The organism is Faecalibacterium prausnitzii (assembly GCF_049532945.1).
GTDB classification, from domain to species: domain Bacteria; phylum Bacillota; class Clostridia; order Oscillospirales; family Ruminococcaceae; genus Faecalibacterium; species Faecalibacterium prausnitzii_N.
The window spans coordinates 918,947-943,236 of record NZ_CP186691.1 but is presented as its reverse complement, the minus strand read 5'-3'; the positions used below and the strand labels follow the sequence as shown (position 1 = coordinate 943,236).

19 protein-coding genes, 3 tRNA genes and 3 rRNA genes are annotated in these 24,290 nt (G+C 57.3%); 7 read left to right on the top strand and 18 right to left on the bottom strand.

Annotation, left to right across the window (positions count from 1 at the left end; translation table 11 throughout):
• The first annotated feature begins 21 nt into the window (after positions 1-21).
• Positions 22-999: an alpha/beta hydrolase gene (locus tag ACNQFG_RS04710; RefSeq protein ID WP_423406187.1), complete on the top strand. Its 978-nt coding sequence runs from the start codon at positions 22-24 to the stop codon at positions 997-999.
• A 54-nt stretch (positions 1,000-1,053) separates the two neighbouring features.
• Here the strand turns inward: ACNQFG_RS04710 and ACNQFG_RS04705 are convergent, their stop codons facing one another.
• On the bottom strand, positions 1,054-2,673 hold the full coding sequence (locus tag ACNQFG_RS04705; protein ID WP_423406186.1) for a phospholipase D-like domain-containing protein: 1,620 nt from the start codon (positions 2,671-2,673) through the stop codon (positions 1,054-1,056).
• A gap of 6 nt (positions 2,674-2,679) precedes the next feature.
• Positions 2,680-3,297 (bottom strand): C39 family peptidase, encoded by a 618-nt coding sequence (locus ACNQFG_RS04700; RefSeq protein ID WP_423406185.1) that lies wholly within the window; start codon positions 3,295-3,297, stop codon positions 2,680-2,682.
• Positions 3,298-3,438: 141 nt separating this feature from the next.
• Here ACNQFG_RS04700 and udk point away from each other — a divergent pair, with 141 nt between their 5' ends.
• On the top strand, positions 3,439-4,068 hold the full coding sequence (gene udk / locus ACNQFG_RS04695; protein WP_423406184.1) for a uridine kinase: 630 nt from the start codon (positions 3,439-3,441) through the stop codon (positions 4,066-4,068).
• Between the two features lie 64 nt (positions 4,069-4,132).
• On the opposite strand, the gene ACNQFG_RS04690 is transcribed toward udk, so the two are convergent.
• The 8 genes from ACNQFG_RS04690 to ACNQFG_RS04655 all read right to left on the bottom strand — a co-directional run bounded on the left by ACNQFG_RS04690 (position 4,133) and on the right by ACNQFG_RS04655 (position 11,810).
• Positions 4,133-5,074: a histidine kinase dimerization/phospho-acceptor domain-containing protein gene (locus tag ACNQFG_RS04690; protein WP_423406183.1), complete on the bottom strand. Its 942-nt coding sequence runs from the start codon at positions 5,072-5,074 to the stop codon at positions 4,133-4,135.
• A complete protein-coding gene (locus tag ACNQFG_RS04685; RefSeq protein ID WP_423406182.1) occupies positions 5,056-5,730 on the bottom strand; it encodes a response regulator transcription factor in 675 nt (224 codons plus the stop codon). The genes ACNQFG_RS04690 and ACNQFG_RS04685 overlap by 19 nt, the downstream gene beginning before the upstream one ends.
• 4 nt (positions 5,731-5,734) lie before the next feature.
• Positions 5,735-6,598, bottom strand: a complete 864-nt coding sequence (locus ACNQFG_RS04680; RefSeq protein ID WP_423406181.1) for a TraX family protein — start codon at positions 6,596-6,598, stop codon at positions 5,735-5,737.
• Positions 6,599-6,738: 140 nt separating this feature from the next.
• Positions 6,739-6,855 (bottom strand): 5S ribosomal RNA (gene rrf / locus ACNQFG_RS04675).
• A 126-nt stretch (positions 6,856-6,981) separates the two neighbouring features.
• A 23S ribosomal RNA gene (locus ACNQFG_RS04670) occupies positions 6,982-9,812 on the bottom strand.
• 206 nt (positions 9,813-10,018) lie between these two features.
• Positions 10,019-10,095 (bottom strand) — tRNA-Ile (locus tag ACNQFG_RS04665).
• Positions 10,096-10,098: 3 nt separating this feature from the next.
• Positions 10,099-10,174, bottom strand: a tRNA-Ala gene (locus ACNQFG_RS04660).
• A 123-nt stretch (positions 10,175-10,297) separates the two neighbouring features.
• Positions 10,298-11,810: ribosomal RNA gene (locus ACNQFG_RS04655) — 16S ribosomal RNA — on the bottom strand.
• The 16S, 23S and 5S rRNA genes sit together here with 2 tRNA genes alongside, the layout of an rRNA operon.
• A 737-nt stretch (positions 11,811-12,547) precedes the next feature.
• On the opposite strand from ACNQFG_RS04655, the gene aroD reads away from it, so the two are divergent.
• Entirely contained in the window at positions 12,548-13,306 is a 759-nt protein-coding gene (gene aroD / locus ACNQFG_RS04650) for a type I 3-dehydroquinate dehydratase (protein ID WP_423406180.1), read from the top strand.
• 61 nt (positions 13,307-13,367) lie between these two features.
• Here the strand turns inward: aroD and ACNQFG_RS04645 are convergent, their stop codons facing one another.
• From ACNQFG_RS04645 to ACNQFG_RS04635, 3 genes are all read right to left on the bottom strand, one after another.
• Complete coding sequence (locus tag ACNQFG_RS04645; RefSeq protein ID WP_423406179.1) at positions 13,368-14,267, bottom strand: DegV family protein; 900 nt, start codon at positions 14,265-14,267, stop codon at positions 13,368-13,370.
• 45 nt (positions 14,268-14,312) lie between these two features.
• On the bottom strand, positions 14,313-15,605 hold the full coding sequence (locus ACNQFG_RS04640; protein WP_423406178.1) for an adenylosuccinate synthase: 1,293 nt from the start codon (positions 15,603-15,605) through the stop codon (positions 14,313-14,315).
• A 189-nt stretch (positions 15,606-15,794) separates the two neighbouring features.
• A complete protein-coding gene (locus tag ACNQFG_RS04635) occupies positions 15,795-15,998 on the bottom strand; it encodes a DUF896 domain-containing protein (RefSeq protein ID WP_423406177.1) in 204 nt (67 codons plus the stop codon).
• Between the two features lie 241 nt (positions 15,999-16,239).
• On the opposite strand from ACNQFG_RS04635, the gene ACNQFG_RS04630 reads away from it, so the two are divergent.
• On the top strand, positions 16,240-16,857 hold the full coding sequence (locus ACNQFG_RS04630) for an epoxyqueuosine reductase QueH (RefSeq protein WP_423406176.1): 618 nt from the start codon (positions 16,240-16,242) through the stop codon (positions 16,855-16,857).
• 69 nt (positions 16,858-16,926) lie between these two features.
• On the opposite strand, the gene ACNQFG_RS04625 is transcribed toward ACNQFG_RS04630, so the two are convergent.
• Positions 16,927-17,280, bottom strand: a complete 354-nt coding sequence (locus ACNQFG_RS04625; RefSeq protein ID WP_423406175.1) for a cupin domain-containing protein — start codon at positions 17,278-17,280, stop codon at positions 16,927-16,929.
• A gap of 142 nt (positions 17,281-17,422) precedes the next feature.
• On the opposite strand from ACNQFG_RS04625, the gene ACNQFG_RS04620 reads away from it, so the two are divergent.
• Entirely contained in the window at positions 17,423-17,749 is a 327-nt protein-coding gene (locus tag ACNQFG_RS04620; protein ID WP_097791860.1) for a winged helix-turn-helix transcriptional regulator, read from the top strand.
• A 31-nt stretch (positions 17,750-17,780) separates the two neighbouring features.
• Here ACNQFG_RS04620 and ACNQFG_RS04615 read toward each other — a convergent pair whose 3' ends face one another.
• On the bottom strand, positions 17,781-18,926 hold the full coding sequence (locus tag ACNQFG_RS04615) for an MFS transporter (protein WP_423406174.1): 1,146 nt from the start codon (positions 18,924-18,926) through the stop codon (positions 17,781-17,783).
• A gap of 187 nt (positions 18,927-19,113) precedes the next feature.
• Between ACNQFG_RS04615 and ACNQFG_RS04610 the strand changes: the two genes are divergently transcribed.
• Positions 19,114-19,189 (top strand) — tRNA-Pro (locus ACNQFG_RS04610).
• A 229-nt stretch (positions 19,190-19,418) separates the two neighbouring features.
• Here ACNQFG_RS04610 and ACNQFG_RS04605 read toward each other — a convergent pair.
• From ACNQFG_RS04605 to ACNQFG_RS04595, 3 genes are all read right to left on the bottom strand, one after another.
• Positions 19,419-20,348, bottom strand: coding sequence for an alpha/beta fold hydrolase (locus ACNQFG_RS04605; RefSeq protein ID WP_423406173.1), 930 nt, complete (start codon positions 20,346-20,348; stop codon positions 19,419-19,421).
• 28 nt (positions 20,349-20,376) lie between these two features.
• Positions 20,377-20,628, bottom strand: a complete 252-nt coding sequence (locus tag ACNQFG_RS04600) for an AbrB/MazE/SpoVT family DNA-binding domain-containing protein (RefSeq protein ID WP_097792916.1) — start codon at positions 20,626-20,628, stop codon at positions 20,377-20,379.
• 250 nt (positions 20,629-20,878) lie between these two features.
• On the bottom strand, positions 20,879-22,372 hold the full coding sequence (locus ACNQFG_RS04595) for a hypothetical protein (protein ID WP_423406172.1): 1,494 nt from the start codon (positions 22,370-22,372) through the stop codon (positions 20,879-20,881).
• Positions 22,373-22,640: 268 nt separating this feature from the next.
• On the opposite strand from ACNQFG_RS04595, the gene gltX reads away from it, so the two are divergent.
• Complete coding sequence (gene gltX / locus ACNQFG_RS04590; protein ID WP_097774254.1) at positions 22,641-24,110, top strand: glutamate--tRNA ligase; 1,470 nt, start codon at positions 22,641-22,643, stop codon at positions 24,108-24,110.
• Positions 24,111-24,290: the final 180 nt, after the last annotated feature.

The window sequence follows — 24,290 nt, the reverse complement described above, 5'->3', positions numbered from 1 at the left end:
ATTCAAACGGAGGTACCCACTATGAACCAGTTTACCCATCCCGTCGGACGGCGCAGCGCCACCCTGACCGGCTATGTCCAGCAGACCAGCAGCGCCCTGCCCAACCTGAATGTCTGCCCTGCCGTCCTCATCTGCCCCGGCGGCGGCTATGCCTATTGCACCGACCGCGAAGCCGAGCCAGTGGCGCTGGCCTTTCTGAATGCCGGTTACAACGCCTTCGTGCTGCGGTATACCGTCAGCACCAGCTGCCCCGGTGCCGAGGTGTTCGACAATGCGCTGGCCGAGGCGGAGGAGTCGCTCATCTACCTGCATGACCACGCAGAAGAGCTCCACATCGACCCGGACAAGATCGCCGTGCTGGGCTTTTCCGCCGGTGCCCACCTGACCGGTGCATTGGGCACCATGGGCCGCATCCGCCCCGCCGCCCTGCTGCTGGGCTACGGCGTCTACGCCGCGGACGGTGTCGCCATGGGCGTCCAGATGCCCAATGTGCTGAACCACATCGACGCCCAGACGCCGCCTTCCTTCCTGTTCGCGACCCAGGGCGACCGGCTCGTGCCTGCCTCGAACTCGCTGGACTTTGCCTCCCGCCTGGCGGCGCTGCACACTCCCTATGAGATCCACATCTTCTCTTACGGCGACCACGGCGCTTCGCTGGGCACCCTCAACGTCACCGCGCCCCGCAGCTATGAGAACCCGGATCTCGCCCACTGGTTCCCGATGGCCCTGCGCTTTCTGGAACACATCTTCCGGCATGACGAGCTTGTGCCCCAGCCCGCAGAGGCCACGGAGTACGGCCCGGACATGCGGATCGGCAAGCTGCTGGATGACCCCGCCAGCGCCCCGCTGCTGGCAGAGCATCTGCCGGAGCTGGTCGAACTTGTCCAGACCTATCCCGACTGCCGCGCTCTGACGCTGAAGAAGTTCCAGCTCTTCACCCAGACCCTCCCGCAGGAGCGCTTTGACGCCTGTGTCAAGGCACTGACTGCACTCAACTAAGCAAAAACGAGGCTGCCCGCATCCCGCGGACAGCCTCGTTTTTTTGTTTCTTTTTTACAGCAGCGGTGCCAGCACTTTGAGCAGCATGCCCAGTGCGCGGAACAGCCACCGCCCCTGCCAGATGCTTCTGGGGTCGTTTTCCACGGTGCGGCACTGTTTCAGCGTCGCCTGAAAATCCGCCTCGATGTCCCGGATGCAGGGGGCATCCGTCAGCCAGACTGCATCTTCAAAGTGATGGTACAGGCTGCGGTAGTCCAGATTGATGGTGCCCACCACGGCCTCCCGGTCGTCCACGACGAAGACCTTTGCATGAACAAAGCCCGGCGTCCACTCGCTGATCTTCACACCCGAATCCAGCAGGGACGAATAATGGGTCTTGGCCAGCGAGTTCGCAAACTTTTTGTCCGCGATGCCCGGCAGGATCAGGTGCACATCCACACCGCGCTCTGCCGCAAAGCGCAGGGCCGTTTCCAGCTCGCCGTCTAAAATCAGATACGGCGAGATGATGTGCACATACTTCCGGGCACGGTTGAGCATATCCATGTACACCATTTCGCCCACCCGCTCACCGTCCAGCGGGCAGTCCCCATAGGGAGCCGCCGTGCCTCCGGCATTTTCCGGCACCGGGATGGGCTCGGCCAGAAAGGCGTCGAACTCCGGCTCCTCCAGGATGCACCACATCTGCAAAAACAGCGCCGTCATGGAGCGCACGCCTTCGCCTTCCAGCATCAGGGCCGAGTCCTTCCAGCGGCCATACTTTTCTATGTGGTTGATGTACTCATCTGCCAGATTCACGCCGCCGGTAAAACTCACCTGGCCATCAATGACCAGAATTTTGCGGTGGTCGCGGTAGTTGTAGTGAGTGGAAACGAAGGGCGTGACCGGCGAGAACACCTTGCACTGGATGCCCAGCGCTTCCAGCCGGCTGGGGTAATCCCGCGGCAGGGTGGAGAACTCGCAGGTGCCGTCATACATCACACGCACATCCACCCCCTGCGCCGCCTTGCGGGCCAGCACTTCCAGAATGCGGCCCCACATCAGGCCTTCATCCACGATGAAATATTCCAGAAAGATGTACTTTTTTGCCGTTTCCAGCTGGCGCAGCATTTCATCGAACATGGCCTCGCCGCTGGGGAAATAGGTCATGGCGGTGTTCTCATACACCGGGAAGCCGCCGCCCCGCCCATACAGATAGGTCGCCAGCGACGCCGCGCCGGGTTCGGACGCTTCCAGCTTCTGGACGACCGATTGGTTTTGCGGCAGCTGGGTGCGCAGCACATCTTCCAGTTCCAGCAGCCGTTTGCGCAGGATGTTGTGGCCGAAGTTGCTCTTCACATAGAAGAACAGCGGCACACCCACCACTGGAAAGAGCGCAATGACCACCATCCAGGTGATCTTTGCACTGTTGTCCATCTTGCTGTTCAGCAGGTAGAGAACCATGGCCGCCGTGACGACCACACTGCCGCCGAAGTAGTGGGGCAGCAGATTGCCGAACCAGCGGAAGATGCTGACCAGCAGCCCCACCTGAAGCAGCAGGAGCAGCAGCACCAGCCCGAACCGGCTGAAGATGGCGTGAATGACCCCCTTCTGGCCCTTTTTCAGCAGCCGGAGGCCGCCGTCCTCAAACTTCTGAGCGTAGCTTTTGACATTTTGTTTCAGTTCGTCCTTCTGCATGGCAGCTCACCTCCTGCGCAGGGTCACAGCGAACATCCCCTGCGCGGCATGGCAGGCCTCCACCAGCGCCTTGGGCTGGCAGCAGAGGCCGTGGTTGTGCCATGGGTCATTGAACCAGTAATGCTCGGCATCGTAGCCCACCAGCAGCAGGCAGTGCTCGTTGCACTTCCAGGCAAAGTCGGTGCCGTCGGCCAACAGCCAGTGGTCCCGCTGTTCGGGCACCGGCTGGAAATCCAGCGTCGCCCAGAACACCACCGGCATCCCGGCGTCGACGTACCGGCAGAGTTCCGCCGCCGTCTTGCCGCTCTCGTCCACCACCTCGAACTGCCCGGCCGCGCCCTCGTGTTCCAGCGCACTGTTCAGCGCCCGGACGATGCAGGGCGCATAGCAGCCGTAGCCGGTGTGGTCGTGCGGGTCACCGGGGTAGACCTGCCATGGGTCCGGGCCGTAGAGTTTCCCATCCTGCTCCCAGTAGGGCGCATGGGGCAGGTCCCGCTCGATGAAGGTATCCGGGTCGATCCGGATGCCCATCGCCTGCAGCAGCATCACTGCGCTGATGCTCTCGCAGCCGTTCACCCAGCGGTCTGTCTGGTCAATGTAGGGAGCCAAAACGATTTTTTTCATCAAATTTCCTCCAAGAGCATGGTTTGCTCTGTCAAAAACCGCGTTTTTGTGTTATGATAGGCAGTAAGATACAGTGTTTCTATTATAACTTATTTTGACCGGTTTTTCTACCGAAATCGGCAGGCGGGAGGATTTTGGAGCATGAACAATCTCATCATCGGCATCGCGGGTGGTTCGGGCAGCGGCAAGACCACACTGGCCATCCGGCTCAAGGAACGGTTCGGGGAGGACGAGGTGCGCCTGATCTCCCACGACAGCTATTACAAGCGCCACGACGAGCTGCCCTTTGAGGAGCGCTGCAAGCTGAACTACGACCATCCGGATGCTTTTGACAACGCCTTGCTGATCTACCATCTGCAGGAGCTGAAGGCAGGCCGCGCCATCGACTGCCCGGTGTACGACTACTCCAACCACAACCGCAGCGACAAGGTGCAGCACATCGAGCCCGCACCGGTGCTGATCGTGGAAGGCATCCTGCCCTTTGTGGAGCCGGAGCTGTGCGCCCTGTTCGACTACAAAATCTATGTGGACACCGACGCCGACGAGCGCATCCTGCGCCGTCTGGTGCGGGATGTGAAGGAGCGGGGCCGCAGTCTGGACAGCGTGATCGAGCAGTACCTGACTACCGTCAAGCCCATGCACGAGGCCTTTGTGGAGCCCAGCAAGCGCAACGCAGACATCATTGTACCCAACGGCGGCGAGAACACCACCGCCATTGAAATGCTGGCTCACCACATTCGCAGCCTCATCCAGAAAGCCAACATGCAGTAACATTTTCCGATACCACACAGCCGCCCCGCCGCGTTGTTCTCTCAACGCGGCGGGGCGGCTGTTGTTATGGTCTTCGCTTGTATTTCAGGGGCGTCTGCACCTCAGCGCGGATGCGGGTCAGATAATTCCGCGTCTCTCCGGTGCTGCGAAGGATGGCGTCGAGCTGGGCCTTCTGTTCCCCGGTCATGCCCTCATCCTCGGCCAGAAGCTCGGCATTGCCCTGAATGACAGTCAACGGCGTCTTCAGCTTGTGAGACAGCTGGATGATGCTCTCCCGCTGCCGATGCTCCATTTCCCACTGGGTCTGCAGGCTGTCGGTCAGTTCCTCGCCCATCAGCTGCAACGCGCACAGAGCCTCATCGTACTCCCGCACCTTTGCCCCGGTAAAGTCAATGTCCTCGATGCCCTTTTTTTCGGCCACTTGCCGGGATGCCTCCGTCAGCCGAGCCGTCTCCCGTCTCAGAAACGCGCCGGAACGGTGGGTGCTCCACGCGACCACCCCCACCAGCAGGAAAATGCCCAAGATCAAGTGCATCGTCTGCACATCCGGCAGAATATCGCGCAGAGTTGGGTCTGCATAGGGCACGGCATAGTCAAATTGCAGCAGACAGACCGTTCCGTCCTGCAATCTCGCGCGCAGATAATACTGTTCGTATCCAATCTCCCAGCGAAGATCCCCCGTCCACTCCCGCATTGCTTTTTGCAGATGGGAACTGTCCATGTTGGTGGCAAGCACCGTATTCCCCTCTGCATCAATCAGCACATACCGGCACAGCGGGTCCAGCTCAGCCGGGTCAAATGTTTTCGCCGTCCGGTACGGCAGGATGTTCTGTACGGCCTCGTTCGAGACCCGCGCCGCCCGGTTGGCCGGAAGAAGCCATCCGCTGTCGATGCACAAGAAAAACAGCAGGAACCAAAGTACCGCTGCCACAATGCAGCTCACCGCTGTCTGCACAAGATACCCCAGCAGCACGGCCCGCAGCGAGATCAGTTTTCGCTTTTCCATTGATAGCCCACTCCCCACACCGTCTTCAACAGCGTCTCCGGTGCCCCTGCGGCCCGCAGCTTGACCCGGATGTTTTTGATATGCTGGGTGATAGCGGTGTCGTCTGCTGTTCCATCCACGCCAAACACGGCTTCGTAAATTTGTTCCTTGGTAAAGGTCTGCCCGGCGTGCAGCGCCAGATACTCGCAGATGGCATACTCCGAGCGGGTCAGCGGCAGTTCTTTTTCTGCGTAGGACGCCGATTTGCCCGTCATATCAAAGCTCACCCCGCTACGCACCATCCGGTACACCGGAACACGATTCTGCCGCCGCAGATGTGCCGCAACCCGCGCCCGCAGCTCAGCCACCCGGAAGGGCTTGGTCAGGTAGTCATCTCCTCCAATGCCCAGCCCCTCCAGCACAGCGGCCTCATCGGTGCGGGCCGTCAGGAACAAAATGGGTGCATCCGTCTGCTCCCGGATCCGGCGGCAGACAGCAAAGCCGCTTTCGTTTGGCATCATCACATCCAGCAGAATGCAGTCTGCCCAGCGGCAGAGCGCCTCGGTCAGGTCTGCCCCGGAGCTGCATGTCACCACCCGGTGGCCATCCCGCTCCAAGGCCGTCTTGAGCAGGATGCACAGGTCCGGGTTATCGTCCACCGCCAGAATGTTTGCCACACGATCACCTCATCACATTGTAAAGCAGGCAGGACGCCCCATACAAAAGATAGATATGGGCCGGATAGAACCAGTAAAACAGCTGCTTGTGCCCGCTGCCCCGCCTGCCGTTGTAGAGTCCCATCAGTACCGCTGCCGCCACGCCGAACCACTCGTAATAATCCGTAAACATCTGGGTCCAGACGAAATCTGCCTGAGCGTGAACCATCGCAAAGGGCAGCACCAAATCCCATAGAAGTGCATTCAGCGCCCACACACCCAGCTGCACCGGGCGATGCCCCCGCAGGGCATACAGCAGCACACCGCCCAGCAAAAAGCTCCAGCTACCGTCTGTGACAGCCGTCCACATGGGCAGCGGACTCGTCATCAGGAACGCCACCACCGCAGAGGCAATGGGCATATCCTGCACTTGAGGGAAAAGCAGCAGAAAAGCCATGACCATATAGGGCCAGCAAAGCACAGCTGCAATGGCTGCTGCGCCCTTTGCAATTTTCTTTTCGCGCAGCCAGTCAATGCCCTGCCAGACGATGCACAGCAGCACAAGATCCTGAAAAATAGCATTCTGCGGGTAGAAGCCATCCCCGCGCCGGAAGGCCTTGGCGTAAATCATAAAAAATTCCAGCGCCGCCATGGCTGCGCCGATAGCCCAGATGCGGATAAAATACCGCCTGCGGTCATGGGTATGGGCAAAGCCCTCTACCGTGCAGAACAGAAACAGCGGCGCACTGAGCCGCCCCAGCATACTGAACACCGTCGGGATGCAGCCGGTGAATTCGAAGAAATAATGAATGTGATCCAGTACCATCAGCACCAGTGCAATGGTCTTGAGCTGGGTACCGTCCAGCCCTTTTTTCGTCAATTTTTCCATACAGGCTCTCCTTTCCTTGTGCATTCAGTGTAACAGGAAAATCTGTAGAAAGTATAAGGTTCTGCCTTTATGATACTATTTTTTGCCCCAAAACGCAAACAAAAAAGCCCTAAGATTTCCATCTCAGAGCTTTCTGTTTAAGTCGGCGACTACCTATTTTCACGCGCCGTTTCCAGCGAACTATCTTCGGCACAAGTGAGCTTAACTTCTGTGTTCGGAATGGGAACAGGTGGAACCTCACCGTCATCGACACCGACCATATGACTGGTTCAGTATACCATACGGTCTACTGTTTGTCCAGTGTTTCTTAGAAGGACGTGCCTTCAAAACTGAATAATCACTGCTCACATTTTTTCGTTGACTCTCAGAGTCTCAAGCGAATTGTGGTCAAGCCCTCGACCTATTAGTACACGCTTGCTGAATGGATCGCTCCACTTACACATCGTGCCTATCAACCTTGTAGTCTTCAAGGGGTCTTACCTAATCAAATCAGTGGGATATCTTATCTTTGGGTCGGCTTCACGCTTAGATGCTTTCAGCGTTTATCCGATCCGTACATAGTTGCCCAGCTATGCTCTTGGCAGAACAACTGGTGCGCCAGAGGTACGTCCGCTCCGGTCCTCTCGTACTAGGAACAGCTCCCATCAAATATCCTGCGCCCACGACAGATAGGGACCGAACTGTCTCACGACGTTCTGAACCCAGCTCGCGTACCGCTTTAATTGGCGAACAGCCAAACCCTTGGGACCGAATACAGCCCCAGGATGCGATGAGCCGACATCGAGGTGCCAAACCTCCCCGTCGATGTGGACTCTTGGGGGAGATCAGCCTGTTATCCCCAGGGTAACTTTTATCCGTTGAGCGATGGCATTTCCACTCACATACCACCGGATCACTAACTCCAACTTTCGTTACTGCTCGACCCGTCAGTCTCGCAGTTAGGCTCGCTTCTGCGTTTGCACTCTTTTGCTTGATTTCCGTTCAAGCTGAGCGAACCTTTGAACGCCTCCGTTACTTTTTAGGAGGCGACCGCCCCAGTCAAACTGCCCACCTAACAATGTCCCCCGCCTTGATTCAAAGGCGCAGGTTAGAATTCCAATATCGCAAGGATGGTATCCCAACGGCCACTCCACAAGCGCCAAAGCACTTCCCAGTGTCCCATCTATCCTGTGCATGCAACATCGAAACCCAATATTAGGCTACAGTAAAGCTCCATGGGGTCTTTCCGTCTTGTCGCGGGTAACCGGCATCTTCACCGGTACTACAATTTCGCCGGGCGGGCTGTTGAGACAGTGCCCAAATCATTACGCCTTTCATGCGGGTCAGAACTTACCTGACAAGGAATTTCGCTACCTTAGGACCGTTATAGTTACGGCCGCCGTTCACTGGGGCTTCGATTCAATGCTTGCACATCTCCTCTTAACCTTCCAGCACCGGGCAGGCGTCAGCTCGTATACGTCATCTTTCGATTTAGCACAAACCTGTGTTTTTGGTAAACAGTTGCTTGGGCCGATTCTCTGCGGCTGCATTGCTGCAGCACCCCTTCTCCCGAAGTTACGGGGTCAATTTGCCGAGTTCCTTAACAACCCTTCTCCCGTTGGCCTTAGAATCTTCTTCCTACCTACCTGTGTCGGTTTGCGGTACGGGCACCGCAGAAATACACACAGCTTTTCTCGCCATCTTCCATCTCGGACTTCGGTACTAATTTCCCTCGATCGCTACCGGAACCAACACCCGGCTCCGAGACTTCTTATGTGTCCCTGTGCTTAACTCTTTTGGTGGTGACGGAATCTCTACCGTCTGTGCATCGGCTACGCCGTTAGGCCTCACCTTAGCTCCCGACTGACCTGGAGCGGACGAACCTTCCTCCAGAAACCTGAGGCTTTCGGCCATGCAGATTCTCACTGCATTCGCGCTACTCATTCCGGCATTCTCACTTCTATACACTCCACAGCCGCTTGCGCTACTGTTTCACCGCGTATACAACGCTCCCCTACCCAATCCATTACTGGATTGCCTAAGCTTCGGTGTCAGGTTTAGCCCCGTTAAATTCTCCGCGCAAAGACGCTCGACCAGTGAGCTATTACGCACTCTTTGAATGAGTGGCTGCTTCTGAGCCAACATCCTGGTTGTCTACGTATCTTCACATCGTTTTCCACTTAACCTGACTTTGGGACCTTAGCTGTAGATCTGGGCTGTTTCCCTTTTGACAATGACATTTATCTGACACTGTCTGACTCCCAAGCATCAATACTCTGGCATTCTGAGTTTGATAAGCTTCGCTAACCTCTCGGCCGCTAGGCTATTCAGTGCTTTACCTCCAGGTATCTAACTTGAGGCTAGTCCTAAAACTATTTCGGGGAGAACCAGCTATCTCCGGGTTCGATTGGAATTTCTCCGCTACCCACAGTTCATCCGCCGCCTTTTCAACGGAGGTCGGTTCGGTCCTCCATGGAATTTTACTTCCACTTCAACCTGACCATGGGTAGGTCACCCGGTTTCGGGCCCATTATATGCAACTTAACGCCCTTTTCAAACTCGCTTTCGCTTCGGCTCCAGACCTTAAGTCCTTAACCTTGCTGCATACAATCGCTCGCCGGACCGTTCTACAAAAAGTACCCTATCACACATTGACGTGCTCTAGGTGCTTGTAGGCACAGGGTTTCAGGTTCTTTTTCACTCCCCTCCCGGGGTGCTTTTCACCTTTCCTTCACAGTACTATACGCTATCGGTCACTGGGTAGTATTTAGGGTTGGAGGGTGGTCCCCCCGTATTCCGACCAGGTTTCACGTGTCTGGCCGTACTCTGGATCCTGCGCAGCTCTCTCCGTTTTCACCTACGTGGTTCTCACACTCTCTGACCGGCCTTCCCATGCCGTTCGGTTAACAGATTAAGTCCTAAAAGCAGTCCGTACCCCGAAAGTATTTCTACTCTCGGTTTGCCCTCTTCCGCGTTCGCTCGCCACTACTTACGGAATCTCGTTTGATGTCTCTTCCTCGCCCTACTTAGATGTTTCAGTTCAGGCGGTTCCCTCGATATACCTATTTTGAAGTTCAGTATAACGTACCTGAGTATGAACCCAGGTGAGTTTCCTCATTCAGAAATCTCCGGATCAATGCTTATTTGCAGCTCCCCGAAGCTTATCGCAGCTTATCACGTCTTTCATCGGCTCCCAGTGCCAAGGCATTCGCCCTGCGCCCTTGTTCGCTTGACCTTTCAAACGTTCTTTCAAGAACATTTGGTATCCTCTTGATTCTCTCTTGCCAACGAAGATTATTGTTACCCTTCCTTTTGAAATTGCAATATTTCTTAAAAAGAACTTACTATAATCTTTGTTTCGCAGTTATTATTCAGTTTTCAAGGTACGTCTTGGTGATGTTCTTCAAAGCCCAGTTTCCTGAAACTCCGATTTTCATCACATGGTGGGCCAAAATGGACTCGAACCATCGACCTCACGATTATCAGTCGTGTGCTCTAGCCAGCTGAGCTATTGGCCCATGTGGTGGAGATTAAGGGAATCGAACCCTTGACCCCCTGCTTGCAAAGCAGGTGCTCTCCCAGCTGAGCTAAACCCCCACATTAGGAATTGAGTTCCCTTTTCAGGGCCCTCAAAATCGAACAATATCTACTCTGCTTGTCTCTGTCACCTGTTCCAGAAAGAAATCATCTTCGATGCTTCCTTCCTGTCTGACTCCTTAGAAAGGAGGTGATCCAGCCGCAGGTTCTCCTACGGCTACCTTGTTACGACTTCACCCCAATCACCAGTTTTACCTTCGGCGGCGTCCTCCTTGCGGTTAGACTACCGACTTCGGGTCCCCCCGGCTCTCATGGTGTGACGGGCGGTGTGTACAAGGCCCGGGAACGTATTCACCGTGGCATGCTGATCCACGATTACTAGCAATTCCGACTTCGTGCAGGCGAGTTGCAGCCTGCAGTCCGAACTGGGACGTTGTTTCTGAGTTTTGCTCCACCTCGCGGTCTTGCTTCTCTTTGTTTAACGCCATTGTAGTACGTGTGTAGCCCAAGTCATAAAGGGCATGATGATTTGACGTCATCCCCACCTTCCTCCGTTTTGTCAACGGCAGTCTGGCCAGAGTCCTCTTGCGTAGTAACTGACCATAAGGGTTGCGCTCGTTGCGGGACTTAACCCAACATCTCACGACACGAGCTGACGACAACCATGCACCACCTGTCTCCTCTTGCTCCGAAGAGATTACATATTTCTATGTCTGTCAAGGGATGTCAAGACTTGGTAAGGTTCTTCGCGTTGCGTCGAATTAAACCACATACTCCACTGCTTGTGCGGGCCCCCGTCAATTCCTTTGAGTTTCAACCTTGCGGTCGTACTCCCCAGGTGGATTACTTATTGTGTTAACTGCGGCACTGAAGGGGTCAATCCTCCAACACCTAGTAATCATCGTTTACGGTGTGGACTACCAGGGTATCTAATCCTGTTTGCTACCCACACTTTCGAGCCTCAGCGTCAGTTGGTGCCCAGTAGGCCGCCTTCGCCACTGGTGTTCCTCCCGATATCTACGCATTCCACCGCTACACCGGGAATTCCGCCTACCTCTGCACTACTCAAGAAAAACAGTTTTGAAAGCAGTTTATGGGTTGAGCCCATAGATTTCACTTCCAACTTGTCTTCCCGCCTGCGCTCCCTTTACACCCAGTAATTCCGGACAACGCTTGTGACCTACGTTTTACCGCGGCTGCTGGCACGTAGTTAGCCGTCACTTCCTTGTTGGGTACCGTCATTATCTTCCCCAACAACAGGAGTTTACAATCCGAAGACCTTCTTCCTCCACGCGGCGTCGCTGCATCAGGGTTTCCCCCATTGTGCAATATTCCCCACTGCTGCCTCCCGTAGGAGTCTGGGCCGTGTCTCAGTCCCAATGTGGCCGTTCAACCTCTCAGTCCGGCTACCGATCGTTGCCTTGGTGGGCCATTACCTCACCAACTAGCTAATCGGACGCGAGGCCATCTCAAAGCGGATTGCTCCTTTTCCCCCTGCTCGATGCCGAGCCGTGGGCTTATGCGGTATTAGCAGTCGTTTCCAACTGTTGTCCCCCTCTTTGAGGCAGGTTCCTCACGCGTTACTCACCCGTTCGCCACTCGCTCGAGAAAGCAAGCTCTCTCTCGCTCGTTCGACTTGCATGTGTTAGGCGCGCCGCCAGCGTTCGTCCTGAGCCAGGATCAAACTCTTTATAAATGATATTTATCACTTAAAAGTGTTAAATCTTGTTCGCTCAGCACGCAATCGCTTGCGTCCTGTGTGAATTACTTTTGGAATTGTTTTTAGTGTTTTTCCAAACACTTAAAAGGTTCCTTACAAGTTTTTCGATATTGTTCAATTTTCAAGGTCCTGTGCGCCTCAGCCTTGCGGCTGACGACCTGTTTATTTTACCACCGAAGTGGTTTTTTGTCAAGCACTTTTTTCGAAGCGTTTCGAACATTCTGAACTTGGATCGCTTCAGATTTCTCAGAACAAACCGTGAGCTTGTCGGGGTGAGTCCCCTCCATCTTGCTTTCGCAAGACCGCTCCGTTTGCTTGAACGCCCCACTGGGGCGATTCATTGCTTTCGCAACCGCAAAGCTTTTCAGCGTCTATTGGTTCTTTTCAAGGGCTTCCTGCTGAGGCTTCGGAAGTCATTCTTTTGCCTCAGCGCTTGGCGCTCAAGTATAATACCATACACCCGCCCGTTTGGCAACCCCTTTTTTCAACTTTTTTGCCCTTTTTTCTCGGTTCGGCCTTTTTACCAGTTTTTTGTGCGGAACTTACGCCTCCTTTGACGCAATAAAAGCGTCCATGTGTTTAGGCCGCACAGGCGCTTTCTGCTCTCTCTATTCTATATATACTATAATAAAGAAATCCTTACTCCTTTCGCTGCGGACTTGACAAGTCCCGCCGCGCCCCTCTATTATAAGAAGGAAAGAGAGGGGTCTGCCATGTCATCTATCACCATCCGCGGCTGCTGCATCGGCGAGGGCCGCCCCAAGGTCATCGTCCCCATCGTGGAGCGCACCGAAGCCGCCATCCTGCAAAAAGCCGCTGCGTTTTCCACAAGTTCCGCCGATTGTGTGGAATGGCGGGCCGACTGGTTCGCCGACGCACTGGACGCTGACGCGCTGAGCCGCTGCCTGCGCGGGCTGCGGGCTGCGCTGGGCGAGAAGCTGCTGCTCGTCACCTTCCGCACCCAGGCCGAGGGCGGCGAAGCGGTCCTGACCGCCGACCAGTACGCGGCTTTTTGCGCAGCCGTCTGTGCTTCCGGCTGCGCCGACCTGCTGGACATCGAGTTCTTTTCTGCCGGGGAACGCCTGCCCCAATGGATCGCAGCCGCCCACGCCGCCGGGGTGAAGGTAGTCTGTTCCAGCCACGACTTCCATAAAACGCCGCCGCGCGCCGAACTCGTGGAGCGGATGGTCCGGATGCAGCAGGCCGGGGCTGATCTGCCCAAACTGGCTGTGATGCCCCAGAGCCGTGCCGATGTGCTGGAGCTTCTGGCCGCGACGGCCGAGATGGCCGACCACCACCCCGAAACGCCCGTCATTACCATGAGCATGGGAGCTCTGGGCGCGGTGAGCCGCCTTTGCGGCGAGGCTTTCGGCTCGGTCATGACCTTTGCCAACCCCGGCACCGCCAGCGCCCCCGGTCAGGTGCCGCTGGATGTTGTGGACACCGTGCTGGACAGCCTGCGGCTCTCCTGAACCGCACACAAAAAATCCCCGCCGTTTCGAGATGAAACAGCGGGGATTTCATTTTATCGTTTTATTGCTTTTTCCAGCGGCGCATCACGCCCATGCCCAGCGCATAGGGGCCGGTGTGCACGGCAATGGTGCAGCCGATCTGCAACAGGCCTACTTCGCACTTGCTGGTGGGATATTTGGCGCGGAGCGCAGCGCGGGTCTGCATCCACAGGCGCTTGCCTTCCTCTTCGTCGTAGCCGTAGCCTACGGTGATGCGGTAGTCGTCCGGGGTCGCATTCCGTTCGGTCAGGTAAGCCATCAGCTGTTCCAGCGCTTTTTCAAAGCTCTTCTGTCGGCCGCGTGCCACACCGCCGGAGAAGATCTCGCCATCCTTGAACAGGATCATCGGCTTGATGCCCAGCATATTGGCTGCACGGCCCGTCACCTTGCCAATGCGGCCGCCCTTAATGAGATAGTCCAGATTGCCTACCGTGAAGAAGATCTGGTTCGTCGCACGTTCTGCGCCCAGCCAGTCCACAGTCTGTTCCAGCGTGCAGCCTGCGTCCCGCATGGCCACGGCGTTTTCCACCATGGTGGACTCGGTAACGGTAGCCGCCGCGCTGTCAATGACCTCGATGCGGGCATCGGGGAAATCTTCCAGCACCAGATCCCGGGCATTGCGGGCGCTGCCCACACAGCCGCTCATCTTGCTGGTGAAGCAGAGGCAGAGCACCGGGCGGCCCGCCGCGGCATGGGCGCGGAACGCCGTCTCGAAGTCCTCCAGCGAAGGCAGGCTGGTTTTGGGGTAGGCCGAAGGGTTGTCCACCATGAACTGGTAGAAGTCCCGCACGGCGATCTCCTTGCCTTCTTTGCGGTAGTGCTCGCCGTCCAGCGAGACATAGAAGGGGATGACCTCAACATTCAGCCTGGCCGCCGTTTCGGGGGTCAGGTCGCATGCGCTGTCGGTAATGATATCAAACATCTGTGACGCTTCCTTTTCGATTGCGGTCCGGGAAGGCAGAGCGGATCAGGCGCGATGGATGTATGCCTCGCGCTCTGCGCCGACCGAAATATAAGTGATCTTGCAGCCGACAGCCTTTTCCAGATATTCCACGTAATCGCGTGCTTCCTTGGGCAGGTCTTCCCACTTGCGGGCTGCGGTGATATCACAGTGCCAGCCGGGCAGGTACTCCACCACGGGCTGTGCGGTGTCCAGAGCTTCGCCCATGGGGAAGCGGGTGGTGGTGCTGCCATCGGTCAGCTTGTAGGCAGTGACCATGGGGATCTTTTCCATGTAGTCCAGCACGTCCAGCAGGGTCAGAGCAACTTCATCGCAGCCCTGGCAGAACACGCCGTAGCGGCTTGCCACCAGATCGATGGGGCCAACGCGGCGGGGACGGCCGGTGGCTGCACCGTACTCGTGGCCAGCCTCACGCAGGTCGTGCTTTTCCTCTTCGGTCATAGCCAGCTCGGCAGCGAAGGGGCCGTCACCCACGCAGGAGGAGTAAGCCTTCATCACGCCGATGGAGTTGTGCAGCTTGTGGCCCGGGATGCCTGCGCCGATGGGAGCGTAAGCACCGATGACGTTGGAAGAGGTGGTATAGGGGTAAATGCCGAAATCGATGTCGCGCAGAGCGCCCAGCTGAGCCTCGAACAGGACCTTCTTGCCTGCAGCGTCTGCATCGGCCAGATACTGGCCCACATCGCAGATGTAATCCTTGAAGATGGCGGCATACTTTTCGAGCCATGCCCACATCTCATCCACGCTGATGGGAGCTGCGTTGTAGCTGCCCTCCATGACCAGATTCTTGGAATCTACCATGGTGACCAGGCGCTTCTTCACAGCGTCGTCCAGATGCAGCAGGTCGCCCATGCGCAGGGTCTTCTTCATGTACTTGTCGCCGTAAGCGTAGGCAATGCCGCGCTTGGTGGAGCCGAACTGTGCGCCGGTCTTGGACAAACGTGCTTCTTCCAGACCGTCCTGCTCCACATGGTAGGGCATGGTGATGGTTGCACGGTCGGAGATCTTCAGGTTTGCCGGGCTGATCTCAACGCCCTGCTCCCGCAGCTTGTTGATCTCGCCGTCCAGATGATGCGGGTCGATGACCATGCCGTTGCCCATAACGCAGACCACGTTCGGACGCAGGATGCCGGAGGGCAGCAGATTCAGCACGAACTTGCCGCGCTCGTTCTTGACCGTGTGACCGGCGTTGTTGCCGCCCTGATAACGTGCAACGATGTCATACTCCTGGCTGATGAGGTCGACCATGCGGCCCTTGCCTTCATCGCCCCAGTTGATACCCGTAATTGCAGTAAGCATAATAAATGACCTCTTTATCATTTTTTCAAAAGACAGCCTTTTCCGTGCACCTTGCCCGGGATACGCCACCTTGGGAATCTTGTACCGCACTGTCAAGCAGTCATAACAGTACAAGTATAGTATAGCACGATTCGGCGGGCAAAAAAAGAGGGTCTGCGCAAATTCTTGCACAAACCCGACGTTCCATTTTTAGTTCTTTTTCCCAATCTTGTGGATGGTGCCGTCCGGCTCCTGAATGGAGGTGTTGGCCAGCTGCGCGCGCAGGCTGGCCTTCATGTCGTCGATGTATTCGCGGCGCAGGGCCTGCTGCTCTGCCTTTTCGGCCTCGGTCAGGCCAGTGGTCTTGCTCTTTTTTGCCAGCTCGTTGATGCGGGCGATCTTTTCATTCGTCATCGAAGTTCTCCTCTTTTATTCAAAAGTGTGCTATAATAGATTTAGTTTTCCTCTGTACAACCTCTCAGTCTCGCTCACGCTCGACAGCTCCCCTAGTAGGGGAGCCTCTGGCGAAACTGGGAACTTTGCGAGGACTGCCAAGGCCTCTCCTACAAGGAGAGGTGGCATTGCGAAGCAATGACGGAGAGGTTGTACGAAGATAAGCTTCACGATTTTCTCAGTATATCAAAGGATGCGTTTTATGTCAAAGCAGTTGAATTTTGCACAACAGATGGACGAAGTGTTGAAAACGCTCGGTCCCGCCCGGCCGAAGCTCCTGCTCCACGCCTGCTGCGGCCCCTGCTCCAGCGCAGTGCTGGAACAGCTGTGCCAGTATTTTGAGATCACAGTGCTTTACTATAACCCCAATACATGGCCTGCAGAGGAATACTACCGTCGCGGCGAAGAGCTGAAGAAGTTCGTGGCAGCAGCCCATCCTCTGGGCGTGACCGTGGTGGAGGACCACTACGACCCGCAGGAGTTCTACTCTGCTGTCACCGGCCTTGAAAACGAGCCGGAGCGGGGCAGCCGGTGCACGATCTGCTACCGGCTGCGGATGCGCCGGGCGGCGCAATACGCCAGTGAGAACGGCTTCGACTGGTTCACCACCACACTGTCCATCAGCCCGCATAAAGATGCCAAGCGCATCAATGCCATCGGGCAGGAACTGGAAGCCGAGTTCGGCGTAAAGCATCTGCCTTCGGACTTCAAAAAGCACAACGGCTATCTGCGCAGCCTGCAGCTTTCGGAGGAATACGGCCTGTACCGGCAGGATTACTGTGGGTGCGAGTTCAGCGCCAGAGCAAGAGGCATCGTCTGAACAGAACGCAAAATGTCCCATGTCCTCATCCTTGCGATGCCGGACACGGGACATTTTCATCTACATATCTCAGTACACGACTGCATCCTCTGCCGTGAATCCACCGAGAGAGTTTTCTTTGACCTGAATGCAGAGATAGGTGATGCCGCTGTCCGCTGCTGCGAAGAACTGACGCTTTGCCGCCGGGGCAACCTTCAGCCAGTCACCTACTGCGAGGTCGACTTCCTCGCCGTCAAGGATGGCTTTGCCCTTGCCTGCAAGGATACCGTAGATTTCCTCATTGTTCGTATGAGAGTGCACGAAAGGCACCCCCGCACCGGCCGGAAGCTGGTTGATGCTGACCTCTGCACCAGTCAGTTTCAGCTGATCGTGAAGCTCCACACGTCCTTCGTTTCCAACTGTGATCTTTTCGTAGTTTGTCATAATAGGGACCTCCTGAACAGATTCGCAAGTTTCTTGCTTGTTTCCAGTTTACTGTGCTGCGCATTCAAAAACAAGTACGCACTTTTTTATAACTGTACACTTAAAACAGAGTGTGCTATACTTGACCAGGAGGTGTATGACGATGAAAACAAAAGAGGAACTGCCTGCATGTCCGGTCGCCACAGCGGTCGCTCTGATCGGCGGCAAATGGAAGCTGCTCATCCTGCGTAATCTGAGAACCCGCCCATGGCGGTTCAACGAATTGCAACGGGACCTGGACGGCATTTCGCAGAAAGTTCTGACGGACAGCCTGCGGCAGATGATCGACGACGGCCTCGTTTACCGGCATGACTATCAGGAGCTGCCCCCGCGGGTCGAATACAGACTGACCGACCTGGGGACGAAAATGCTGCCCATCATCGACGCACTGGCTGATTTTGGAACCTACTATAAATCGGTCGTTTCATGAAGCATCTGTTCCGGAAGCTGACGCAGCCGCGTCAGCTTTTTTCAGATTCCTGTTCCGACAGTCTTTCCACCAGGACGGAGAAGATGATAAGCCCCACACACGGCACGATGTTCATCGCCATCCCGGCGGCCAGGCCCGCGCGCTCTGCCACACGGCCGATGACCCAGGGCATGAGGATGGCACCGCTGGACGCCGCCGGCAGCATGATGCCCATGCTGGTCACGCTGGTCATGCGGCCCGCGCTGGCCACAGCGGTGGGGTTCATGCCTGCCATCGCAAACGCGAAGGCGAACAGCAGCAGGATCGCGGCCGGCTGGCTGTCGGCCCGCATCAAGAGCACATAGAACAGGGTGCAGGTCACAGCCATGACCACCATGGCCTTGCGCGGGCTCTTGAACGGGAACACGAATGCGATCAGCAGACGGGCCACCAGCGTGGCACCCCACATGACCGTGACGGTGTAAGCCGCCAGTGTGCCCGCAATGATGCCGCTGCCCTTGAAGTAAGTGACCATCCAGCCGTTGACGCTCTGCTCTGCAGCGTTCTGGAAGAACAAAAGGCCGGTCAGCATCCAGAACCGTGCCGAACGCAGAAAGCTCCAGTCGATGACCGCTTTCCGGTCCTTGACCTTACCTTCCATCGGGGTCTTCCAGTAGACCAGCCAGAGCACCACGCCCAGTGCCGCCAGCAGGAACACCGCCAGCTCAGTGCTCACCTTCGCCGCTGCCGCAATGAGGAAGGGGCACAGCAGCGCACCGCAGGCGTAGCAGCTGTGCATCAGGTTCATGCCGCGGGTGCGGTCGGCAGAGTGATCGCTGACCAGAATGGTGCAGGTGTTGATAACACTGCCCTTGGCAATGCCCACAAGGAAGAATGCCGCCGCCAGCAGGACTTCCGCCCCGGTAAAGCCCATGATCCCGTAGCCGACGGTGTACCCGATGGTCAGCAGCAGGATGCTTGGTTTCAGCCCCAGCACACCCGGCAGCACACCGGTCAGAAAACCCGCCAACAGGTTGCCGATGCTCATCAGCGAGAGCAGGGTGCCGGTCATGCCGTAGGCAAAGCCGTAGCACTCCTGCAGCAGGCTGACCACCACGCCGCTGGAAATGGCGCAGACGCCGCTGAAAAAGAAAGTCACAAAGCCCGCATTCCGCAGGCGCGTTTTCTGCTCGTTCATTCCGGTCTCCTCACTTTGGCAATCGAGCGGCTCCCAGCCGCTTTCTTAACCCCATTATAGACCATCCCTTCCGGCCTTTGCAACCGGATTTTCTTACAAAAATGCGCACAAACAGCGGGAGCGTGAAGTTGCACACTTCAGGATTGACGAACGCCGCAAAAAAGAGTATACTATAATAGTATTTTTTCGGGGTGTTGCGCAGTTGGTAGCGCGCCTGCTTTGGGAGCAGGAGGCCGCGAGTTCGAGTCTCGCCACTCCGACCATGAAGAAAGCCACGATACAGCGTCAGAAACAACGTTTGTATCGTGGCTTTCTTTGTCACATAAATGCTCGGAACATGCTGGAACGTGCGACCGAAATGCAACACATTCAGAAAAACCTGTTTTACCCCTACTGTGAGCTGGATTCGGCATCCATAGCCATCCAGAAAAATAGAGCCGCAGCCCTTTTTTCATCTTCCGAACACCCATCCCGATCCCACGGCAATGCCGCTCAGGGAAGGTGCCGTTCCACAAAATCGCCGATGTCAGCAAAGACTTCGGCGCGGTTCGTTTCCACCAGCAGTTCATGCCGGGCACCGGGGTAGAACTTGACCTGCACGTCCCGCATCCCGGCATCCTTCATGCTCTGCACGGCCCGCCGGACGCCCGCACTGCGCTCGCCCACCGGGTCGGCATCGCCAGCCAAGAACAGCAGCGGCAGGTCTTTGGGCATTTTTGCAAGGAACGCCGGGTCGTGCAGGCGCAGGATGCCGCTGAACATGCTGTAGTAGGCGTTCAGCGTAAAGGTAAAGGTGCAGCGTTCGTCGGCCAGATATTTGTCCACCTCGGCCTGATCGCGGTTGAGCCAGTCGTGGGTGGTGCGGCCCTCCAGCCCTTTGTTGTAGCCCAGGAACGAAAGCTCCGCCACCAGTCGGCTGCGATGCTGCCAGCCGAAAAAGACCGCCAGCACCCGGCAGACCGTGCGGGCAAACGCGACCAGCGCTTTGGGCTGGAAGCCGGTGCCCATGATGATGGCTCCGTCCAGTTCGCTGCCATACTCGCACAAATACTGCCGGGCATAGAACGAACCCATGCTGTGCCCCAGCAGAAAATAAGGCACGCCCGGGTACAGCTCTTTGGTGCGCACGGTCATGGCGTGCAGGTCGGCCAGAACGGCGCGGTTGCCGTCCGGCTCGGCAAAGTAGCCGTAGTCCGCTTTGGTGCGGATGGAGCCGCCGTGGCCCAAATGGTCGTGGCCGGTAACAAGGATGCCCCGCCCGGCCAGATATTCCGCCAGCGGCTTGTAGCGGTCAATAAATTCCACCATGCCGTGCGAGAGCTGCACGATGGCGCGCACTTCACCCTCCGGCACACAGCGGAAGGCATGGAGCATCCGCCCCGGTGCGCTCGACGGCAGCGTAAAATCGATCATCTGGCTCATAGCGTCTTCTCCTTTTTGCGGCCCGTGCTCAGAGGGCGCCGATCTTCTTCCGGCAGGCGGAGCAGATGCAGTAGCCTGCGAACTGCACGGCCTGCTCATCGACGGTCCCGCAGAAGTCACAGCTTCCCTTTGGGCGGTACTTTTTGAGAACGATGGCGTCTCCGTCAACGAAGATTTCGAGCTTTGCATCCGTTTCCAGCTTCATGCTGGTGCGCAGCTCCTTGGGCAGAACGATGCGGCCCAGCGCATCGATGCCGCGGACGATACCGGTACTTTTCATTTTGTGCTTCTCCTTTGCCTAATTCACACTGCTTCTCGTATTTTCCTCATTTTTCCGGGCCACGCTGCCCGGCCACAAATCCGGTGATAGGAAAATTGTTCCAGTGCTTCATTAGTATACAAAATAGTTCCTGCTTCGTCAACGCCTGCGGTCCGTTTCGACAAAAACTTCCCGGATGTTTTTGGAATGGGCACAAAAACGCCCGAAGGCAGTCCGCCTCCGGGCGAAAAGTTCCGGTTCTTTGGATTTTTTAAGATTTTTTGCTGCTCGTCCCACGCTTCGAGCCGTTCCGTCCCGGCACCAGAAACAGGGCATCTTCGTCCGGGATGGGGCACGTTTTGCCGCCGCAGCAGGCAGAGAGCGACACGGCGACCAGGGACACCTTCTCCGTATCCGACAGGTGCCCATAGACCCAGATCTCCGCCGAGGCCCCCGGCTTCAGCACGATGCTCCGGGCCGACGTGACGACGTAGCATGGATATTCGTCCGTCTGCGCTCCGTTCGTCAGATAACAGAGCGAACCGATCCAGCGGCTCTTCGTGCCGTCCTGGTAAAGCCGGTCTTCCCGGAACGTCCCATCCGCAGCATCCGTAAACTGTGCGGCGGTATTTTCCAGGTCCAGCGTCTCCTTTGTGTGGTTCTTCACCCGGAAGTGTACACAGAAACCGGACGGCGTCAGGGTCTGCCCCAGCACGGTAAACTCCGGGAACGCCGCAGACGTATCCGGCTCCTGCACTTCCGACGAAGCAGGCGTCCCGGACGCTGCCGGTGTTTCCGGGGCCGACGGTGCGCTGGATGCAGGCGGCGAGGCCGGTGGCTCGGATGCAGCGGGGTGTTCGGACCCAGCTGACGTCTCCGGCTGCGAGGACGGTTCGGACCCGGCCGGGCTGCCCGGCGATGCCGTGGGCAGCGAAGCTGCGGGCGGCTCCGAGACGGCAGGGCGTTCTGACGCGGCCGGGCGCTCAGAGCTGGCCGGCGGCTCCGGCTTTGCGGACGGTGCCGAAGCGGCGGTACTGCCCGACGGCGCAGCCGACTCCGCAGGGGCCTGCGGCTTTTTCTTCGGCGTCAGGCTGCCGATGGCCTGCTCCTTCCACAGAAAATCCGCCCGTGTCCAGCTGCCTTCGCTGGCCGGGAGGAATACATACCCATACGCCACCGCGCTCTGCCCCGGCTGCAGAGCTTCGGCTGCGCTTTCAAGGGCCGCAACGACCGGCTTTTTCACCACGGTCTCCTGCGTCGTCCGGAGCACCGCCGTCAGATGTTCTGCGGCCTTGCCCGCAGCGACCCGGTCCGCAGACATGCCGTCCACTGCGTTGCCCACCGTCACGTTCCCAAGCGATGCGCTGGTGTTGGACGCATGGACGACCTGTTCCGTCGTATTTTCCACGCGGACTTTGACCACGATAAGGGTGCCCTCCTGCCCGGAGCAGACCGCCGATACGCTGGTGTAGTCCATCGGCTCACAGCGGAGAAAGTCTTCCACCTCCGGTTCCTGTGGCGATTGAGCTTCCGACTCAGACACGGCCGTCGAACTGGACACCGATTCCGGTTCCGAAGGCGCGGGTGCCGCCGGAGAAGAAGCCGTATCCTCGTCCGTTCTGCCCGCCGCCGGAGCAGACGCGGGCGGTTCCGGTGCAGCTGCCCCACCTCCACCACAGCCGGTCAGCAGCAGAACGGCCAGACAGAGCAGCACCGCAAGCGCCCTGCTCTTTTGCCGCACTGCATCGAACGATTTTTGTTTCATTGCCTCTACCTCCGCCCGAATGTGTTGAAATGTGTCGTTTTTATTTGACCGTTTTCTGCGCCGTTTGTCAATCGTTTCGGCAGCGTTTCGCTCCAAAGTTTTTCTCCGAAAATTGGGCAGATTCGACGATTTTGATCGTTTCCGGGAGAGAACGCCCCCTTCCGGCCGTTCTTCGCGTCTCCTCGTTGACAAAATCGCGCTGAACAGTTAAACTAAAGGGTAGCAATTCACAAATTTATTTGCCGATATAGATAAGGAGCGTTTTTCTATGCCGAGCAATAAAGTCCGCACCCGTTTTGCGCCGTCGCCTACGGGTTATATGCACGTTGGTAACCTGCGTACTGCCCTGTACACCTACCTGATGGCAAAGCACGAGGACGGCACCTTCATCCTGCGCATCGAGGATACCGATCAGGGCCGCTATGTGGAGGGCGCTGTGGATGTCATCTACAACACCCTGCGGGAGACCGGTCTGCTGTGGGACGAAGGCCCGGACATCGGCGGCCCCGTGGGCCCCTATGTGCAGAGCGAGCGCATGGGCATGTTCAAACAGTATGCCGAGCAGCTGGTGGCAGAGGGCAAGGCATACTATTGCTTCTGCACCGAGGAGCGTCTGGAGGCCCTGCACGCCGAGCAGCGCGCCAACGGCGAAATGACCCACTATGACGGATGCTGCCGCGACCTGCCCAAGGACGAAGTGGAAAAGCGTCTTGCTGCCGGGGAACCCTATGTTATCCGCCAGAAGATCCCCCGCGAGGGCGTGACCGGCTTCGACGATGTGGTGTACGGCCACATCGAGGTGAACAACAGCGAGATGGACGACCAGATCCTCATCAAGACCGACGGCATGCCCACCTACAACTTTGCAAATGTGGTGGACGATCACCTGATGGGCATCACCCACGTGATCCGCGGCAGCGAGTATCTGTCCTCTACCCCCAAGTACAACCTGCTGTATCAGGCGTTCGGCTGGGAGATCCCCACCTACATCCACTGCCCGCCGGTCATGAAGGATGCGCAGAATAAGCTTTCCAAGCGCAACGGCGATGCCAGCTATCAGGATCTGGTGGCAAAGGGCTACCTGACCGAGGCCGTGCTGAACTACATCTGCCTGCTGGGCTGGAGCCCCAAGGGCGAGTATGCCGAGCAGGAGATCTTCTCCCTGCCGGAGCTGGTCAAGATCTGGTCTCCGGACGGCATCTCCAAGTCTCCGGCCATCTTCGATCCCCTCAAGCTGCGGGCCATCAACGCGGAATATATCCGCCGCCTGTCCCCGGAAGAGTTCCAGAAAAAGGCGGAGCCGTGGATCGACAAGGCCGTGCACACCTCCATCGACAAGAAGCTGCTGTGCGCAAACCTGCAGCCCCGCTGCGAAGTGCTGGGCGAGATCCCGGAGCAGCTGGATTTCTTTGATGCGATGCCCGAGTACGATGTGAGCATGTACGCCAACAAGAAGCAGAAGACCACCCCGGAGACCGCCAAGGAGGCACTGGAAGCCCTGCTGCCTGTGCTCAGCGACGAAGCACTGGATTTTGGCAATCGCGATGCCGTCTTTGATGCCTGCAAGGCCAAGGCTGAGGAGCTGGGCAAGAAGAACGGCTGGCTGCTGTATCCGCTGGGCATTGCCCTTTCTGGCAAGCAGCGCACCCCCGGCGGCGGCACCGACCTTGCCTGCATGATGGGCCGCGAAACCACCCTTGCCCGCGTAAAAGCGGCAATTGAAAAGCTGAACGGCTGAATCTTCTAAAATTTCCAAAAAGCTCTGCGGTTTTTGTACGCCGCAGGGCTTTTTTCTTGGTTTTAGCAAAAGGATGCCGCTTCGCTTCACCCTCCCAAAAACCGCCCGGCGGCCGCGCTACAGTATATGCAGAAAGCGCGGGGAACAGAACCAAAACGCCCCGCCGGAAAGCGGGGAGTT

Excerpts from the sequence above, each read along its gene's own strand:
- ACNQFG_RS04705 (WP_423406186.1), bottom strand. The coding sequence starts at position 2,673 with ATGCAGAAGGACGAACTGAAACAAAATGTCAAAAGCTACGCTCAGAAG.
- ACNQFG_RS04710 (WP_423406187.1), top strand. The coding sequence starts at position 22 with ATGAACCAGTTTACCCATCCCGTCGGACGGCGCAGCGCCACCCTGACC.
- ACNQFG_RS04630 (WP_423406176.1), top strand. The coding sequence starts at position 16,240 with ATGTCAAAGCAGTTGAATTTTGCACAACAGATGGACGAAGTGTTGAAA.
- ACNQFG_RS04625 (WP_423406175.1), bottom strand. The coding sequence starts at position 17,280 with ATGACAAACTACGAAAAGATCACAGTTGGAAACGAAGGACGTGTGGAG.
- ACNQFG_RS04595 (WP_423406172.1), bottom strand. The coding sequence starts at position 22,372 with ATGAAACAAAAATCGTTCGATGCAGTGCGGCAAAAGAGCAGGGCGCTT.
- udk (WP_423406184.1), top strand. The coding sequence starts at position 3,439 with ATGAACAATCTCATCATCGGCATCGCGGGTGGTTCGGGCAGCGGCAAG.
- gltX (WP_097774254.1), top strand. The coding sequence starts at position 22,641 with ATGCCGAGCAATAAAGTCCGCACCCGTTTTGCGCCGTCGCCTACGGGT.
- ACNQFG_RS04600 (WP_097792916.1), bottom strand. The coding sequence starts at position 20,628 with ATGAAAAGTACCGGTATCGTCCGCGGCATCGATGCGCTGGGCCGCATC.
- ACNQFG_RS04680 (WP_423406181.1), bottom strand. The coding sequence starts at position 6,598 with ATGGAAAAATTGACGAAAAAAGGGCTGGACGGTACCCAGCTCAAGACC.
- aroD (WP_423406180.1), top strand. The coding sequence starts at position 12,548 with ATGTCATCTATCACCATCCGCGGCTGCTGCATCGGCGAGGGCCGCCCC.
- ACNQFG_RS04700 (WP_423406185.1), bottom strand. The coding sequence starts at position 3,297 with ATGAAAAAAATCGTTTTGGCTCCCTACATTGACCAGACAGACCGCTGG.
- ACNQFG_RS04635 (WP_423406177.1), bottom strand. The coding sequence starts at position 15,998 with ATGACGAATGAAAAGATCGCCCGCATCAACGAGCTGGCAAAAAAGAGC.
- ACNQFG_RS04645 (WP_423406179.1), bottom strand. The coding sequence starts at position 14,267 with ATGTTTGATATCATTACCGACAGCGCATGCGACCTGACCCCCGAAACG.
- ACNQFG_RS04615 (WP_423406174.1), bottom strand. The coding sequence starts at position 18,926 with ATGAACGAGCAGAAAACGCGCCTGCGGAATGCGGGCTTTGTGACTTTC.
- ACNQFG_RS04640 (WP_423406178.1), bottom strand. The coding sequence starts at position 15,605 with ATGCTTACTGCAATTACGGGTATCAACTGGGGCGATGAAGGCAAGGGC.
- ACNQFG_RS04620 (WP_097791860.1), top strand. The coding sequence starts at position 17,423 with ATGAAAACAAAAGAGGAACTGCCTGCATGTCCGGTCGCCACAGCGGTC.
- ACNQFG_RS04605 (WP_423406173.1), bottom strand. The coding sequence starts at position 20,348 with ATGAGCCAGATGATCGATTTTACGCTGCCGTCGAGCGCACCGGGGCGG.
- ACNQFG_RS04690 (WP_423406183.1), bottom strand. The coding sequence starts at position 5,074 with ATGGAAAAGCGAAAACTGATCTCGCTGCGGGCCGTGCTGCTGGGGTAT.